The sequence below is a fragment of the Cyanobium sp. ATX 6E8 genome (assembly GCF_024346335.1).
GTDB lineage: Bacteria > Cyanobacteriota > Cyanobacteriia > PCC-6307 > Cyanobiaceae > Cyanobium_A.
Genome location: NZ_JAGQCT010000001.1, coordinates 39,612 through 54,256, shown reverse-complemented (window position 1 = coordinate 54,256; position 14,645 = coordinate 39,612). Strand labels below are relative to the sequence as shown.

The window sequence follows — 14,645 nt, the reverse complement described above, 5'->3', positions numbered from 1 at the left end:
GCCCAGGCCCTAAGAGGTTGCTCGGCCGTAGCGGGCAGCCATGGCGCCATAGCCCTGAAGGGCCCCATCCAGGCTGGTGATGGGCTGCTCGAGGCGCCAGGTCCAGTTGCCGGAACTGGTGCCAGGGGTGTTGAAGCGGGCCCGGTCGTCGAGCTCGAGCAGATCCTGGAGGGGCGCCACGGCCAGATCGGCGGAGCTGGCCAGAGCCAGCTCGAGCAGCTGCCAGGCCGGAGCCGTGATCGGCACCCCCACCGCCTCGGCCACGCGCCGCCGGCCGCCCTCGTCGAGGCTCTGCCACCACCCCACGCTGGTGGCGTTGTCGTGGGTGCCGGTGTACACCACCCAGCGGCGGCCGCGGATGTTGGCAGGCAGGTAGGGGTTGGCAGGGTCACCATCGAAGGCGAACTGCAGGATTTTCATGCCCGGCAGGCGGAAGCCATCGCGCAGGGCTTCTACCGCCGGGGTGATGACGCCCAGGTCTTCAGCGATCAGGGGTAGGTGCAGGCCGCGCCGCAGCCACAGCAGCGCCAACAACGGCCAGCCCGGAAACCAGCGCCAGCGGCCATGTTCAGCGGTCGCGGCATCGCCGGGCACGCTCCAGAAGGCCTGCAGGGCTCGGAAGTGGTCGAGCCGCAGCCGATCAAACAGCTCAAATTGACGCTGCAGGCGAGCCAGCCACCAGCGAAAGCCGCTGAGCAGATGCATGGGCCAGCGGTACACCGGCGTGCCCCAGAGCTGACCGGTGGCGGAGAAATAGTCGGGCGGCACACCGCTCTGGGCGGTGAGGCTGCCATCAGCACGCAGGGAAAACAGGGCGCGGTGGGCCCACACGTCGGCGCTGTCGTGGGCCACGTAGAAGGGCAGATCACCGAGCAGTTGCACACCGGCACGCTCGGCCTGCTGGCGCAGCTGCTGCCACTGGCGCTGCAACTGCCACTGCAGCAGCTCCTCCTCCAGCAGCCAGCCGGCTTGCTCCCGGGCGATGCGGCGCAGGGCGGAGCGGCGGTGGCGGGCCAGGGGAGCCGGCCACTGCCACCAGGGCTGACCGCCCTGGAGCCGGCGGATCACCATGAACAGCGCATGGTCGGGCAGCCAGCCGCGCTCGCGGCGGCGCCAGCGGCGAAAGGCGCGCTGCTGCTGCACCGGCTGACCCGGCCAGCGGCGGGCCAAGGCCTCACCAAGCGCCCGGCTGCGGGCCGGCATCATCGCCAGATCCATCGGGCCAGGGCGGGCGGCGGCGCCGGGGAGGGCCTCGAGATCCGAGCGCTGCAAAAAGCCAGCCTGCACCAGGGCTTCGGCGTCGAGCAGCCAGGGATTGAGGGCCGAACCGCTGGGGGAGCTGTAGGGCGAGCCCGTGCTGTCGGTGGGAGCCAGGGGCAGCAGCTGCCAAACACCTATGCCATGGCGGCCAAGCAGCGCCAACCAGTCGTGGGCCGGCTGGCCAAAGCCGCCGCAGCCCCCAGGCCCCGGCAGGGACGTGGGATGGAGCAAAACGCCGGCGAGCCTCACGCTTCAGGCAGCCGGTAGCGGCTGATGATTGTCTGGGCGAAGGCCGGGATGTGGGCCGCCACCTTCTCGGGGTGATTGCGGCGCAGCCACAAGGCGTTGCGGGTGAAGTGGGAGTCGATCGAGAAGCGGCCGTATTCCAAGCCCTTCGGCCCCAGGCGCCCCACCACACAGCCGATCAGGTTGGCCAGCCAGAGGGGCAGCTTCACGGCCTTGTCGTAGGCCTCGATGCCCTGCTGCACCGCCGCCTGGCGGCTGCCGCTGCTGGTCACCGGCGCCACATCGAGCTCGCTCTCCACCAGATCCAGCAGCACCTGGCCTTTCGGGTTGCGCACTGTGAGCCATTGGCGCCCAAACGTCGCCCCCATGTAGCCCACCACCAGATCGGCTCCGGCGTTGGTGTAGTCGAAGCAGCTCAGACAGCTCGGCGCGAAGACGTCCTTGAGCTTGGGCGTGTCGAGCCCGAAGAAGGGCACCGTTTCCTCGCGGCCGTCGCTGTGGCGGAAGTGGATGCGGAAGTCCTGCATGAACTCGTAGTGCACCACCGTGTCGGGCGAGCTCACTGTGCTCTCCAGGAAGGTCTGCAACCCGGCGCGAGAGACGTTGTCAACGCAGGGCAACCCCAGCACATAGAGCTCATCGAGGGGCAGGGTGGACTGCACGGCTCGCAGGGCCTGGATCTGACAGCCCACGCCGATCGCCAACAGCCGGCGGATGCCGCTGCCCGGCAGCTGCTCAAGCACCTCCAGATTGGACGAGAGGGTGGGCTTGTTCACCCGGGCGCTGAGCACCTCCTCCGGCGTGCGGGCCAGCCGCGGCACAGGCGTGAAGCGATCCTCGTCGCTCTGGCCCACGCACAGCACCGCATCCACCAGGCCCGTTTCCAGGGCGCGCACGCCGATGCGGCTGACAATCCCGGTCCACTGGGCGCCGTCGATCGGCGGGGCCAAGCGGGCGGTGAGCATGCGCTGCTGCACGCCGAAATAGAGCTCGTCGTCGTTGTCCAGGTCGCGGCTGCGGCCATGGGCCAGCTCCTCCATCGCCTCAAAGCGCTGCTCGAGGAAGGCGCAGCTGTCCTTCACATAGGCCACCCAGCGGCTGTCGCAGAGGCCGCACTGGCTGCAGAGATCCTTGGCGGGGTAAACGCTGCCCTTGGCCAGGGGGCGGGCCCGCTCGTGGGGGGCCGGCGCGGTGGACGAGCCGCTTTGCGAAGAGCCGCTTACCGAAAACAGTGCTGCCATCAGCGGGTTCCCTCGCCCCATCAGCCAGGGCACAACCTATCGGGTTAGGCCAAAGTGAGTTGCCGCCGAGCCCCGATGCCCCGTCGTCCCGCCCAGCCCAAGCCCCGCCTGGGGCCCACCCTGCTGCGGCTGGGGGCGGCTGCCGCCGGAATCACCGCGGGCTTGGGGCTGCTCGGCCTGATCTGGCCCGAGCCCGATCGCGCCACCGAACCGGTGCGGCAGCTCAGCCCGGCCGACCTGGGCAAGGCGCCGAGCCGCAGCATCACTCTGCTGGTGATCGGTCTCGACAGCGAGCAGCCAGGCGATCCGATCAACCAAGCCGCCCCCCGCGGACCGGCCAATGCCGATGCCCTGCTGCTGGTGCGGGTGAACCCCCAGGGGCCGCTCCAGGTGCTCACCCTGCCGGCCAACCTGGCGGTGCAGCTGCCCGGCCAGACACGGCCCCAGAGCCTGGGCAGCCTCTACCGCCTTGGCGGCGCCGCCCTCACTGCCGATGCCGTGCGCAACCTGGTGGGGCTCGACTCCGGCGAACCGGATCGCTATCTGGTGCTCGGCCGAACGAGCCTGCGCAGCCTGGTGGATGGTCTCGGCAGCATCGCCGCCAACCCCACCCGGGCCCTGCGATACAACGACAAAAGCCAACGCTTCACCGTTGATCTGCAGGGTGGGCTGCAGCGGCTGAAGGGCAACGAGGTGGAACAACTGGTGCGCTACCGCGATCCCGCCCGTCCGGAGGACAGCCGCCAGGACAACCACCAGCTGGTGGTGCGCAGCCTGCTGCGAGAAATGGCACTGCCGGAGCAACTGGGCCGGCTCTCCTCACTGCTCCAATCTCTCCAGAACAAGGGCGTCGTCACCAACCTCAGCCAACCGGAAACCCTGAGCCTGCTGGCCTCCGGCCTGAGCCACGGCGAAACGGTGCAGTTCACCAGCGTGCCGCTGGCTCCCAGCAAAGCTGGCCAGCCCCTGCGCCAGATCGCCAGCAGCGCACCGAGTCCCCTCTGGCAGGCCCCGGGTGTTTCAGCAGCAGACCAGTAACGCAGGCAGACGCAAGGGGACTGAGTCGGGACCTAATTAGAGGCGATCTGACGCCAGCGCAGCGCCAGGGCGGCCGCCAGGGTTCCGGCCTCACCAGTTGCCGGATCGAGCCCACCCAGCCAGGGCAGACCATCGCCGCGGCGGGCCTCCGGGTCCCAGGCCCCATCGCATTGCACCAGTCCCACCAGCGGCACCTGCCACTGGTGCAACAGGGCCACCATCGCCGCCGGCAGGCCACTCTCCAGTTGCTCGCCCGCCAGCAGCAGCAGCACCGGCTGGCGCCAGGCCCCTAGGGCCTCAGCCCAGTGGCCGGCGCCGTTGAGGGGCAAGCCGGGATCGACCGGCAGGGGCACCAGGCACGGCCCCTGCGCGGCCAGGCCAGCCAGGGCGCGCTGGGGCTCCAGAGGATCCAAAGGGGCGCTCAAGGGCATGCCAAGGGCCCTGGCCAGCTGGGGCCCCAGTGGGTGCTGCAGCGCGACGACGGCTGCCGCGGGCCCAGCGGCCACCAGCACCAGCGACCGCGGCAAACCAGGCTTGGAAAGCGTCATGGATGTTTGCACTAGGGAGGGGGCCACGCTTCTACGATCGGGTTTCAGCCGACGCATCCGCGCCCGCCGTGACCAGTTTCTTGACCGCTGATCGCGTGGCGCCCCAAGGCAGCGCGACCCAGTCGACTCACGACACCCGCCGGCTGCGCCTGTTCAGCGGCACCGCCAACCAGGCCCTCGCCCGCGAAATCGGCGCCTACCTGGGCGTTCCCGACGGCCCGCGGGTGATCAAGCGCTTCGCCGATGGCGAGCTCTACATCCAGATCCAGGAATCGATTCGCGGCTGCGACGTGTTCCTGATCCAGCCCACCTGCGCTCCGGTGAACGATCACCTGATGGAGCTGCTGATCATGGTGGATGCCTGCAAACGGGCCTCCGCCCGTCAGATCACCGCCGTCATCCCCTACTACGGCTACGCCCGCGCCGACCGCAAGACGGCGGGCAGGGAGTCGATCACCGCCAAGCTGGTGGCCAACCTGTTGGCCAAGAGCGGCGTGGATCGTGTGCTGGCCATGGACCTGCACTCGGCCCAGATCCAGGGTTACTTCGACATCCCCTGCGACCACATCTACGGCTCGCCGGTGCTGGTGGATTATCTGCGCGCCCGCGACCTCGGCGAGGTGGTGGTGGTGTCTCCCGATGTGGGCGGTGTGGCCCGGGCCCGGGCCTTCGCCAAGCAGATGAACGATGCCCCCCTAGCGATCATCGACAAGCGCCGTTCGGGCCACAACGTGGCCGAAAGCCTCACGGTGATCGGCGATGTGGCCGGCAAGACGGCGATCCTGATCGACGACATGATCGATACCGGCGGCACCATCTGCGCCGGCGCCAAGCTGCTGCGCGATCGGGGCGCCATCCGGGTGCTGGCTGGCGCCACCCATGCCGTGTTTTCACCACCGGCGATCGAGCGGATGTCGGAGCCGGGCCTGTTTGAAGAGGTGCTCGTCACCAACAGCATCCCCCAGAACCACGATGGCCGCTTCCCCCAGCTGCAGGTGCTGTCGGTGGCCAACATGCTGGGCGAAGCCATCTGGCGCATCCACGATGAGAGCTCGGTGAGCTCGATGTTCCGCTGAAACCCGTTCCGCTGATATCCATTTCCCAGCTACGACCAGCCCGGTTGTGCCGCTTCGCCCGGTTCAAGGCCCTGCTGCCTGCGGCGGTGAGCGTGCTGCTCACCGTGCCCTGGGCTGCAGCCCAGCCGCTGCAGGCCCAACCCCTGCAGATCCCTCAGCGCCGGATCGGCGTGTGGCTCACCAACAGCCCCAGCCCCCTCTACTACGACTCCAGCCGCATCGACCGGGCGGTGAGCGAGCTGGCCAACGCCGGCTTTAACACCCTCTATCCCAACGTGTGGAGCCGGGGCACCACCTTCCACCGGTCCCGCCATGCGCCGCTGGAGCCGGCGCTGGAGAAGGCCAGCCCCAACCTCGATCCGATCTGCCGCTTCACCCGCGCCGCCCATCGGCGCGGGCTGCAGGTGATCCCCTGGTTTGAGTACGGCCTGATGGAGCCGGCCGATGCCGCAGTGGTGCGCCAGCACCCGGAGTGGGTGCTGCAACGCCGCGATGGCAGCAGCGAAATGGCCATGCACGGCAAGCCGATGGTGTGGCTCAACCCCGCCCACCCCGGCGTGCGCGAGCGCTTCATCGGCCTGATCACCGAGATCGTGCAGCGCTGCAGCGTCGACGGCATCCAGCTCGACGACCACTTTGCCTGGCCGGTGGAGCTTGGCTACGACCCCTTCAGCCGCGCCCTCTTCCTCAAGGACACCGGCCGCGAGCCCCCCGACAACCACACCGATCGGGCCTGGATGCGCTGGCGGCGCCAGCAGCTCACCGGGCTGCTGCGGGAGCTGCGGGGGCGACTGAAAACCCTGGAGGCCCCGGCGGGCTCCGTGCCCAAGCGCACGATCATCAGCCTGTCGCCCGGCCCCTTCCGCTTCGCCTACAACCACTGGCTCCAGGACTGGGAACTCTGGGCCCTCGGCGAGCTGATCGACGACCTAGTGGTGCAGAACTACGCCTACTCGGTGAAGGGCTTCGAGAAGGACCTCAACCAGCCCGCCCTGGTGAAGGCACGCAGCTGGGGCATGCCCGTGGAGATCGGAATCCTGGCCGGCTTCGGCGGTCGCACCCCCGACATGGCCACCCTGGCCCAGAAGACCCAACTGGCCACCAGCCGCGGCCACGGCGTGATCTATTTCTATTGGGAAGGCCTGTGGGGGCTGCACGCCGGAGCGGAAGGGGCGACCTACCGCCAAGCCGCCTTCCGCCAGCTGCACCAGAGCCTCAACGGCCCACTTCGCCCCCCACCGCCCCTCCCCCTGCCGGGCCAGCGCCGCTGAAGGGATTCAACAGGCGAACCCCACAACCCGCGAAGTCATGGGAGTTGCGGGTCACCACCGTGAGGCCATGCAAGAGGGCGATGGCGGCGATCTGCTTATCGATGGCGTGGTGGGGATCAGGCACCCGCAGACGCCCCCAGAGCTGAGCCGCATCTCCATCGAGCACCAACACCCGCTCGCCGTAGTGCTGGAGCACCTGCCCAAGCCAGTCTTCGAGCAGATCAGCCTGTTTGAGGTCGCCTCGATGGCGGATGAGATCCACGCCGCGGCGCAGTTCACCGATGGTGACGGCCGCCAGAAACAAGGGCGTGTTGCTGGCTGTCACCTCGGCCCAGAAGGCCATCACGCCTGGATCAGCACGACGCCCCTTGCGGGCTTCGCTGATCACATTGGTATCAACCAAAAACATCGGCGTCGCTACTGCTGTCGATCGGCCGCTGGAAATCGGCATCGCAGCCCACATCTGGCATGGCCGCCAACAGTTCAGCCAGGTCGCGCCTCGGAGGGCTCAGCAGTGCGTCGACCAGAAGTGCTCGATGTTCGGCCTCGGCACTGCGTCCATGGTCTCCCGCCCGCCGCTTGAGGGCCTGCACAATCGCCTCGTCCACCCCACGCACCAGCAGATCCGCCATCAGCCAAGCTCGCCTGATATCAATGCTATCGCCTCTGCCCAGCCGCGGCTTGCCGGCTCAGCTCCCCAGGCACTGCTGCACCACCTCGCCGGTGTTGGGCGAAAGGGGAGCGGCGGCCAGCTGCTCGAGGGCGGCATGCATGGCGGCCGCGCGAGCCGGGCCGTAGCTCTGCCAGCGGCTGAACACCTTGGCCAGGCGCGAAGCCGTGATCGGGTTGCGCTGGTCGAGCTCGGCGATCCGCGCCGCCATGAAGCGGTAGCCGGCGCCATCGGCGGCATGGAACACCGGCGCGTTGCCGGCCAGGCCGCCCAGCACGGCCCGCACCGAATTGGGCGCGGCCGGATCGAAGCGCGGGTGCTCCAGCAACCGCGCCACCCGCTCCAGGCCATCGGCAAAGGGGGCCGAAGCCTCCAGGGCAAACCAGGCATCGAGGATGACGGGCTTGTCCTGCCAGCGCTGGTAGAACGCCTCCACCGCCTGCTGGCGCTCCGGGATGGGATGGCACTGCAAGGCCCGCAGACCGGCGCGGGCCAGGGTCATCGAGGGGCCCCGCACCGCCGCCGCCGCTGCCGCGCAGACGGCCGAGTCGCCAGCCGCCACCCGCCAGCTCCACACCGTGCCGGTGAGCAGCCGGTCGCCGTTGCCCTCGGGCCAGGCCAGGCCCCATTGGGGGGTGCAGCGCTGCAGGGCCATCGCCAAGGGCTCAGCCAGGGCGGCACCAAAGCGCTGCTGCAGGGCCATCAGGGCCGCAAACAGGGCCGGCGGATCGGGCTCGCCACCTGCTGCAGCAGCGGCATCCTCGAGCTCGGGCAGACCTGGCAGCGCCATCAGCACGCTGCGGCTGGCCTCCGACAACGACGGGTCGGCCAGGATCCGGCCGAAGGCATCGATCAGTTCCTCCTCCAGCAGGGCGTCGGCCGCGCCGGCGGCGCGGGCCAGCACCGCCTGACGCAGCAGCACCTGGCCCGCATCCCAGCGGGCGAAGGGGTCGGCATCGGCGGCCAGCAGATGCACCAGCTCGGCGGTGGGGCGCCCCATCTCCAGGATCACCGGCGCCGAAAACCGGCGCAGCAGCGACAGGGCCGGCGGATGGTGCTGCCGCGGCAACCCCACCAACCGCAGGGTCTGCTGGGGCCGATCGATCACCACCAGGCGGGTGCCATCGCCGGCGTGCACGGCGGGCTTCGCCTCCCCCTCCAGTTGCACAGGCAGGGGCTCCCCGGCCTGGTCGAGCAGGCCCAGGGCCAGGGGAATCACCAAGGGCTGCTTATCGCTTTGGCCGGGGGTGGGCGGGGTGTGCTGCTCCACCTGCAGCTCCAACGCGCCGGCCTCCCCATCCCAGTGGCGCTGGATGTGCACGCGGGGGGTGCCGGCCTGGTGATACCAGCGGCGGAACTGGGCAAAATCAAAGGCAGGGATCGGGGCTCCCGATGCCCTGGCCTGCTCTCCGGCGTCCTGCATCGCCTGCACAAAGTCTTCGCAGGTGGCGGCGGTGCCGTCGTGACGGCTCACATACAGCGCCATCCCCCGCATGAACGTCTCCTCCCCAAGCAGGATGTGCAACATACGAATGAGTTCCGATCCCTTTTCGTAGATCGTGGTGGTGTAAAAGTTGTCGATCGCCTGGTAGGCATCGGGCTGCACGGGGTGGGCCGTGGGACCCGCATCTTCGCGGAACTGGGTGTTGCGCAGCATCGCCACGTTCTCGATGCGATTGAGGGCCGCGCCGTGCAGATCCTCCGTGAAACTCTGATCGCGGAACACCGTTAACCCTTCCTTGAGCGACAGCTGGAACCAGTCGCGGCAGGTGATGCGGTTGCCGGTCCAGTTGTGGAAATACTCGTGGGCAATCACGCTCTCGATGCGCTCGAGCTCGCCGTCGGTGGCGGTTTCGGCATCGGCCAGCACGAGCTTGGAGTTGAAGATGTTGAGGCTTTTGTTCTCCATCGCGCCCATGTTGAAATGGCGCACCGCCACGATGTTGAACTCATCGAGGTCGTATTCGAGGCCGTAGCGCTGCTCATCCCAGGCCATCGAGCGCTGCAGCGAGGCCATGGCGTGGGCGGTGTAGGGCGCATCGCCGGGCTCCACATGGATGCGCAGGGCCACCGGCCGGCCACTGGCGGTGGTGAAGCTGCCGCGCACCTCCTCCAGCTGGCCTGCAACCAGGGCAAACAGATAGGAGGGCTTGGGGAAGGGATCGTCCCAGATCGCATAGTGGCGCGCTGCCCCCGTGGCCGGATCGGGGAGCAGCACTCCGGTGTCGATGCAATTGCCGTTGGAGAGCAGCACCGGGCAGCTAGCGCGATCCGCCTCGATCCGCACCCGGAAGCGGCTGAGCAGATCGGGGCGGTCGGGATGGAAAGTGATGCGGCGGAAGCCCTCGGCCTCGCACTGGGTGGTGAACAGGCCGCCGCTCACGTAGAGGCCTTCGAGGGTGCTGTTGGTTTCCGGATGGATGCGCACCCGGCTCTCCAGCACAAACGGGCCCTGGTGCGGATGAACGATCCGCAACTGCTCTGGCGTGAGCTCGTAAGCCTCCGCGGCCAGGGGCACGCCATCGAGGCGCAACTCCAGCAACTCCAGATCCACACCCTGCAGCACCAGGGGCTCGGGCGACGGGGCCTCTGGGGAGGGGGCCTCTGGGTTGGGCACAAAGGCCAGCCGGGCCGCCACCTCGGTGTGGTCAGCCTGCAGCTGCACCGTCAGGTCGGTGCGCTCCAGCAGGAATGGCGCCGGGCGGTAATCGGCGAGGCGCACCAGGGCCATGGGGAATTACTTGCTGGGGGAGGGCTTGCTAGTGGAAGGTTTCGAAGGGGAGGGCTTGGCAGCGGGGGCAGGCTTAAGGGCCTCCTGCACCTTCGCCATCACATCGGCCGGCACCTCCTTGGGGCAGATCTCAGCAGCCCCGAGCACGGCGGAATTGATCGAGCCCTTGCGCAGGTCGTCGAGGCTGAGCGGCTTGGCTCCCACCTGGGTGATCACGCCGTCGTGCTGACCCTGAATCACCTGGGCGATGGTTTCGCCGGCGATGCCCACCGCCTTGTCAAAGGGCACGCCGGCCCCACGGGCAATGCAGACATTCACCGCCGCAATGCGGGTGTAGAGGTTCATGTCCGCCTCCGTGGCAGGGGCCGCCTGGGCCGCCGCCGGCGCCAGCAGCAGGGGCAGCACCAACAGCGGAGCCACCAGCCAGGAGGCAGCCAAGGGAGCGGAACGGCGGGAGGTCACAGCAGGAAACGGGTGTCTTGAGATGCAGCCATGCTGCTGCATCAGGCCAGGGCGTCGTGCGGGAGCGCAGCCCCGGCCTCCTCCACCCGGATTTCGTGGTGGGTTTCGGCCAGCTCCAGCGCGCCGTCCTTCCAGGAGTAGATCGAGCGGGCGCGGTAGCGGTCCTGGTCGACCAGGCGAACGTGTTCAAGGATGTCCCACTCCTGGTAGTGCGACTCAAAAATCAGCTCGTGCTCGTCCACCTGACGGATCTGGGTTTTGGTGGGCGTGCCACAGATGTAACCGCGGCTGCGCCACAGCTGATGCCCGCACAGGTAGGCCTCCATCGTTCCCGTCGGCACGAAACGGGGTTTCTTGTCGAAAAACTCGAACTCCTGCTCCGGCCACCAGGTGAAGCGATAAGCCGCATCGCCCTCCACCGGCTCGCTGAAGGTTTCCACTCGCAGCATCATGTCGACGCGCAGCGACTCGCCGTCGTCAAAGAAATACAACCGTCGCGAGCGCCACAAGCCAAGGTTGCGGGCAAACCAACGACGCAGGTTGCTGTCGAGCTGAATCCGCGGCCGAGCTGGGGTGGGGAGATCCGAAAGCATGCTCATGACATCCCGGCCCTTGGGCGCACGGCACTGGTTACCTCTGTCATAGCGAGGTTGGGCGGGTCTGGCCAAATCCCCATAGGGTGAACCACGTGAAGGCCGAGCAACCCACCACCGAAGCCCTGGCTGACGCTGCCGTCGCAAACAGCGCCGCAGCAGGCAGCGCCGCAGCAGGCAGTGCCGCAGCTGCTCGTGCGACGGAGCGTCAGGCCTTGAAGCTGCTGCTGGTGGCCGCCCAGCACCACCTGGCCAGCCCGGATCTGCGCAACCTGATTCAGTTCCTCAAAAGCGAGGAGTGCCGCTTCACGGTGAGCTTGGAGCTGGCCGACCCAGCCCGCCAACCGGAACTGCTGGAGCTGCATCGGCTGGTGGCCACACCGGCCCTGGTGAAGCTCGGCCCTCTGCCGAAGCAGGTGATCGCCGGCAATGCGATCACCCAGAAGCTGCGCAGCTGGCTGCCGCGCTGGCAGCAGATGGAGGTGGTGACCAGCCTGGGCATGAGCCTGCGGCCCGCCGAGATCGATGGCAGCCGTACCCGGCGGGAGCTGCAGCTGGAAGACCAGCTCCTGGTGCTGCGCCAGGAGAACGAAACCCTGATCGAGCGGCTGGGGGTGCAGGAACGGCTGCTGCGGATGGTGGCCCACGAACTGCGGACGCCCCTGACCGCGGCCAAACTCGCCCTGCAAAGCCACACCCTTGGCCAGATCGATGAGCCCCGCTTCCGCGACGTGCTCACCCGCCGCCTCGACGACATCCAGGAACTTTCCAAGGATCTGCTGGAGGTGGGCACGACCCGCTGGGAGGCCCTGTTCAACCCCCAGCGTCTGTCGCTCGGCAAGGTGGCCGCCGAGGCGATCCTCGAGCTTGAAAAGCTGTGGGTGGGTCGCGACCTGGAGCTGATCTCCGATATCCCCGCCGACCTGCCCGATGTGTTCGCCGATCAGCGGCGCATGCGCCAGGTGCTGCTCAACCTGCTGGAGAACGCCCTGAAATTCACCCCCAATCGGGGCCGGGTGCACCTGACCCTGCTGCACCGCACCGATCAATGGGTGCAGGTGAGCGTCTGCGACAGCGGACCGGGGATCCCCAAAGCCGAGCAGCAGCGAATCTTCCTGGATCGGGTGCGTCTGCCGCAAACCTCCGGCACCACCTCGGGCTACGGCGTGGGGCTGTCGGTGTGCCGACGCATCGCCGAGGTGCATGGCGGCCGCATCTGGGTGGTGTCCGAACCCGGTGAGGGGGCCTGTTTCCACGTCAGCGTTCCGGTCTGGAGCGGTCAGGCCCAACCCGCCTTGACGAAGGGTCCCCCTGACCCGTAGCTTCCAACACAGCAACGCCGAACAGCGTTGTGGCCTCGCCCCCATCGTCTAGAGGCCTAGGACACCTCCCTTTCACGGAGGCGACAGGGGTTCGAATCCCCTTGGGGGTATCACCAACCAAACAACGGCCCAAAGAGTTGCTTTTCGCAACGCTGAAGCCGGATCTCTTGACGAGCGATCGTGCTTCTCAAAGAGACATTTTTTTGCCGGTGTCGCGCTTGCCGACATCCACCCCAATCAAGCTGTTGAACAGGTTGTTCAACAAACAGAAATCCGCACAACCAACAGCACCTCCTGCCCAGCAGGGATGGTTCAGGACAAGGCGGCGCGGCGCTCGGCTTCGCGCTGCACCCCGCGCAGGTTGTTGGCCAGGTCTTCGCGCAGGCGCTGCTCGATCAGCCCGATCGGCATGCCCGGGCGACCCTGCACGGTGAGCTCATAGAAGAGATGGGTCACCCCGCCGGAGCGGCCGATCTGCCAAATGCCCTCGAACCGACGGAAGTCGCCGCGGCACATGCAGAACCGCAACTCGCCGGCGTCCCGATCTTCGACCAGCTCCAGTTCCACCTTGGCACTGAAGCTCAGACCACAAAATTGCTGGGTGCCCACCTGCTCAAGACCCACCCGGTTGCCCCGACGCCAGAGCTCGCGGGAGGAGGCCAGGTTGGGGATGTAGAGGTTGAGATTGGCGTAGTCGGTGAGCACGGCCCAAAGCCACTCCGGGTCGAGGGGCAGCCGCAGCTGCACCGCCAACCGCCGGGCTCCCTGGGGCAGCCGCTCCATCACCTGCTGGATGGTGTCGAGGCTGCAGGCGTCACTCACGACGGCCGAAGACGGGTCGCTGGGGGGCGGGTCGGAAGGGCGGGCCTGGGCGAGGAGCTGGGCCAAAGGAGCACTGTCGAAGTGTGCTAGCGCACAAACCTAGCGGTGTCTCCTGGAAAACCGCAGCGGAAAGGTTCCGTATGATCAGCGCGCTTTTGAGGTGGCTGAGTCTGCATGCGTGTTTCCACCGGTCGCGCCATCCAGTCGGACAGCCGCATGTTCACCGTCGTGGTGGAGGGCTTCGGCATCGGTCGCCAGCGCCAGGCTGAACGTCGCTTCACCGTGCCGTACAACCAGCTCCAGGGCTTGATGCAGTCCATCGCCCAGCAGGGCGGTCGGATCCGTGCCGTGCTGGCTGCCGACGGCCCCGGTGGCGACACGCCTGCCGCTGCACCAGCCCCGGCCGCACCCGCCCCCAAAGCCAAAGCCGCTCCTTCGAAACCCGCTGCCGTGTCCCACGCCGACGTCCCCGTCAACCTCTACAAGCCGAAGGACCCGTTCATCGGCACGGTGACTGAGAATTACAGCCTGCTTGCGGATGGGGCGATCGGTCGGGTCAACCACATCACCTTCGATCTCAAGGGTGGCGATCCCCAGCTGCACTACGTCGAAGGCCAGAGCATCGGCATCATTCCCGATGGCACCGATGCCAACGGCAAGCCCAACAAACTGCGCCTCTACTCGATCGCCAGCACCCGCCACGGCGACAACTTGGCCGGTGACACCGTCTCCCTGTGCGTGCGCCAGCTCCAGTACGAGAAGGACGGCGAAACGATCAACGGCGTCTGCTCCACCTTCCTCTGCGACATCGAACCCGGCGCCAAGGTGAAGATCACCGGTCCGGTGGGCAAAGAGATGCTCCTGCCTGCCGACGAAGACGCCAACGTGATCATGCTGGCCACGGGCACCGGCATCGCCCCGATGCGCACTTACCTGCGGCGCATGTTCGAGCCGTCCGAACGCGAAAAGAACGGCTGGACCTTCAAGGGCAAGGCCTGGCTGTTCATGGGCTCACCCACCACGGCCAACCTGCTCTACGACGACGACTTCAACCGCTATCAGACGGAGTTCCCCGACAACTTCCGCTACACCAAGGCCATCAGCCGCGAGCAGCAGAACGCCAGCGGCGGCCGGATGTACATCCAGGACCGCGTCAGCGAGAACGCCGAGGAGATCTTCTCCTGGATCGAAAACCCCAAGACCCACGTCTACATGTGCGGTCTGCGGGGCATGGAGCCTGGCATCGACGAAGCGATGGCCACCGCCGCCGCCGCCAAGGGACTGAACTGGGCCGAGCTGCGTCCCCAGCTCAAGAAAGCCGAGCGCTGGCACGTCGAGACCTATTGATATCGGGATGGACCCCCG

14 protein-coding genes and 1 tRNA gene are annotated in these 14,645 nt (G+C 67.7%); 6 read left to right on the top strand and 9 right to left on the bottom strand.

Features of this window, described 5'->3' with window-relative positions; genetic code table 11:
- Nucleotides 1-9: 9 nt before the first annotated feature.
- Nucleotides 10-1,509: a 4-alpha-glucanotransferase gene (gene malQ / locus KBY70_RS00350; protein ID WP_254986960.1), complete on the bottom strand. Its 1,500-nt coding sequence runs from the start codon at nucleotides 1,507-1,509 to the stop codon at nucleotides 10-12.
- Nucleotides 1,506-2,747 carry a Coenzyme F420 hydrogenase/dehydrogenase, beta subunit C-terminal domain gene (locus KBY70_RS00345; RefSeq protein ID WP_254986959.1) on the bottom strand — a complete coding sequence of 414 codons (1,242 nt, stop codon included), beginning with the start codon at nucleotides 2,745-2,747 and terminating at the stop codon, nucleotides 1,506-1,508. Before KBY70_RS00345 ends, malQ begins: the two co-directional genes overlap by 4 nt.
- Nucleotides 2,748-2,822: 75 nt before the next feature.
- On the opposite strand from KBY70_RS00345, the gene KBY70_RS00340 reads away from it, so the two are divergent.
- Nucleotides 2,823-3,785: an LCP family protein gene (locus KBY70_RS00340; RefSeq protein WP_254986958.1), complete on the top strand. Its 963-nt coding sequence runs from the start codon at nucleotides 2,823-2,825 to the stop codon at nucleotides 3,783-3,785.
- Nucleotides 3,786-3,817: 32 nt separating this feature from the next.
- Here KBY70_RS00340 and KBY70_RS00335 read toward each other — a convergent pair whose 3' ends face one another.
- Nucleotides 3,818-4,333: a hypothetical protein gene (locus KBY70_RS00335; protein WP_094559416.1), complete on the bottom strand. Its 516-nt coding sequence runs from the start codon at nucleotides 4,331-4,333 to the stop codon at nucleotides 3,818-3,820.
- 68 nt (nucleotides 4,334-4,401) lie between these two features.
- Here KBY70_RS00335 and KBY70_RS00330 point away from each other — a divergent pair, with 68 nt between their 5' ends.
- Both KBY70_RS00330 and KBY70_RS00325 read left to right on the top strand, forming a co-directional pair.
- Complete coding sequence (locus tag KBY70_RS00330; RefSeq protein WP_094559417.1) at nucleotides 4,402-5,409, top strand: ribose-phosphate pyrophosphokinase; 1,008 nt, start codon at nucleotides 4,402-4,404, stop codon at nucleotides 5,407-5,409.
- 44 nt (nucleotides 5,410-5,453) lie between these two features.
- The gene (locus KBY70_RS00325; RefSeq protein WP_409995996.1) at nucleotides 5,454-6,680 is read left to right on the top strand and encodes a glycoside hydrolase family 10 protein; all 1,227 of its coding nucleotides are present in this window, start codon (nucleotides 5,454-5,456) and stop codon (nucleotides 6,678-6,680) included.
- On the opposite strand, the gene KBY70_RS00320 is transcribed toward KBY70_RS00325, so the two are convergent.
- The 5 genes from KBY70_RS00320 to KBY70_RS00300 all read right to left on the bottom strand — a co-directional run bounded on the left by KBY70_RS00320 (nucleotide 6,625) and on the right by KBY70_RS00300 (nucleotide 11,142).
- Entirely contained in the window at nucleotides 6,625-7,089 is a 465-nt protein-coding gene (locus KBY70_RS00320) for a type II toxin-antitoxin system VapC family toxin (RefSeq protein WP_254986957.1), read from the bottom strand. The two genes, KBY70_RS00325 and KBY70_RS00320, sit on opposite strands and share 56 nt — an antisense overlap.
- Nucleotides 7,076-7,312: a FitA-like ribbon-helix-helix domain-containing protein gene (locus tag KBY70_RS00315; protein ID WP_094559420.1), complete on the bottom strand. Its 237-nt coding sequence runs from the start codon at nucleotides 7,310-7,312 to the stop codon at nucleotides 7,076-7,078. Before KBY70_RS00315 ends, KBY70_RS00320 begins: the two co-directional genes overlap by 14 nt.
- A 57-nt stretch (nucleotides 7,313-7,369) precedes the next feature.
- Nucleotides 7,370-10,081 carry an aminopeptidase N gene (gene pepN / locus KBY70_RS00310; RefSeq protein WP_094559421.1) on the bottom strand — a complete coding sequence of 904 codons (2,712 nt, stop codon included), beginning with the start codon at nucleotides 10,079-10,081 and terminating at the stop codon, nucleotides 7,370-7,372.
- A 6-nt stretch (nucleotides 10,082-10,087) separates the two neighbouring features.
- Nucleotides 10,088-10,519, bottom strand: a complete 432-nt coding sequence (locus KBY70_RS00305) for a cAMP phosphodiesterase (RefSeq protein ID WP_094559478.1) — start codon at nucleotides 10,517-10,519, stop codon at nucleotides 10,088-10,090.
- A gap of 65 nt (nucleotides 10,520-10,584) precedes the next feature.
- On the bottom strand, nucleotides 10,585-11,142 hold the full coding sequence (locus tag KBY70_RS00300; RefSeq protein WP_254986956.1) for a hypothetical protein: 558 nt from the start codon (nucleotides 11,140-11,142) through the stop codon (nucleotides 10,585-10,587).
- A gap of 80 nt (nucleotides 11,143-11,222) precedes the next feature.
- On the opposite strand from KBY70_RS00300, the gene KBY70_RS00295 reads away from it, so the two are divergent.
- On the top strand, nucleotides 11,223-12,458 hold the full coding sequence (locus tag KBY70_RS00295) for a histidine kinase (RefSeq protein ID WP_254986955.1): 1,236 nt from the start codon (nucleotides 11,223-11,225) through the stop codon (nucleotides 12,456-12,458).
- Between the two features lie 37 nt (nucleotides 12,459-12,495).
- Nucleotides 12,496-12,568 (top strand) — tRNA-Glu (locus KBY70_RS00290).
- A 202-nt stretch (nucleotides 12,569-12,770) separates the two neighbouring features.
- Here the strand turns inward: KBY70_RS00290 and KBY70_RS00285 are convergent.
- On the bottom strand, nucleotides 12,771-13,241 hold the full coding sequence (locus tag KBY70_RS00285) for an SRPBCC family protein (protein WP_094559480.1): 471 nt from the start codon (nucleotides 13,239-13,241) through the stop codon (nucleotides 12,771-12,773).
- A gap of 213 nt (nucleotides 13,242-13,454) precedes the next feature.
- Here KBY70_RS00285 and KBY70_RS00280 point away from each other — a divergent pair, with 213 nt between their 5' ends.
- The gene (locus KBY70_RS00280; protein ID WP_254986954.1) at nucleotides 13,455-14,627 is read left to right on the top strand and encodes a phycobilisome linker polypeptide; all 1,173 of its coding nucleotides are present in this window, start codon (nucleotides 13,455-13,457) and stop codon (nucleotides 14,625-14,627) included.
- The last annotated feature ends 18 nt before the right edge of the window (nucleotides 14,628-14,645 follow it).

What these genes read in the sequence shown, in the direction of transcription:
- KBY70_RS00285 (WP_094559480.1), bottom strand. Translation starts at nt 13,241, where the DNA reads ATGGAGCGGCTGCCCCAGGGAGCCCGGCGGTTGGCGGTGCAGCTGCGG.
- KBY70_RS00315 (WP_094559420.1), bottom strand. Translation starts at nt 7,312, where the DNA reads ATGGCGGATCTGCTGGTGCGTGGGGTGGACGAGGCGATTGTGCAGGCC.
- KBY70_RS00280 (WP_254986954.1), top strand. Translation starts at nt 13,455, where the DNA reads ATGCGTGTTTCCACCGGTCGCGCCATCCAGTCGGACAGCCGCATGTTC.
- KBY70_RS00335 (WP_094559416.1), bottom strand. Translation starts at nt 4,333, where the DNA reads ATGACGCTTTCCAAGCCTGGTTTGCCGCGGTCGCTGGTGCTGGTGGCC.
- KBY70_RS00345 (WP_254986959.1), bottom strand. Translation starts at nt 2,747, where the DNA reads ATGGCAGCACTGTTTTCGGTAAGCGGCTCTTCGCAAAGCGGCTCGTCC.
- KBY70_RS00300 (WP_254986956.1), bottom strand. Translation starts at nt 11,142, where the DNA reads ATGAGCATGCTTTCGGATCTCCCCACCCCAGCTCGGCCGCGGATTCAG.
- pepN (WP_094559421.1), bottom strand. Translation starts at nt 10,081, where the DNA reads ATGGCCCTGGTGCGCCTCGCCGATTACCGCCCGGCGCCATTCCTGCTG.
- KBY70_RS00340 (WP_254986958.1), top strand. Translation starts at nt 2,823, where the DNA reads ATGCCCCGTCGTCCCGCCCAGCCCAAGCCCCGCCTGGGGCCCACCCTG.
- KBY70_RS00320 (WP_254986957.1), bottom strand. Translation starts at nt 7,089, where the DNA reads ATGTTTTTGGTTGATACCAATGTGATCAGCGAAGCCCGCAAGGGGCGT.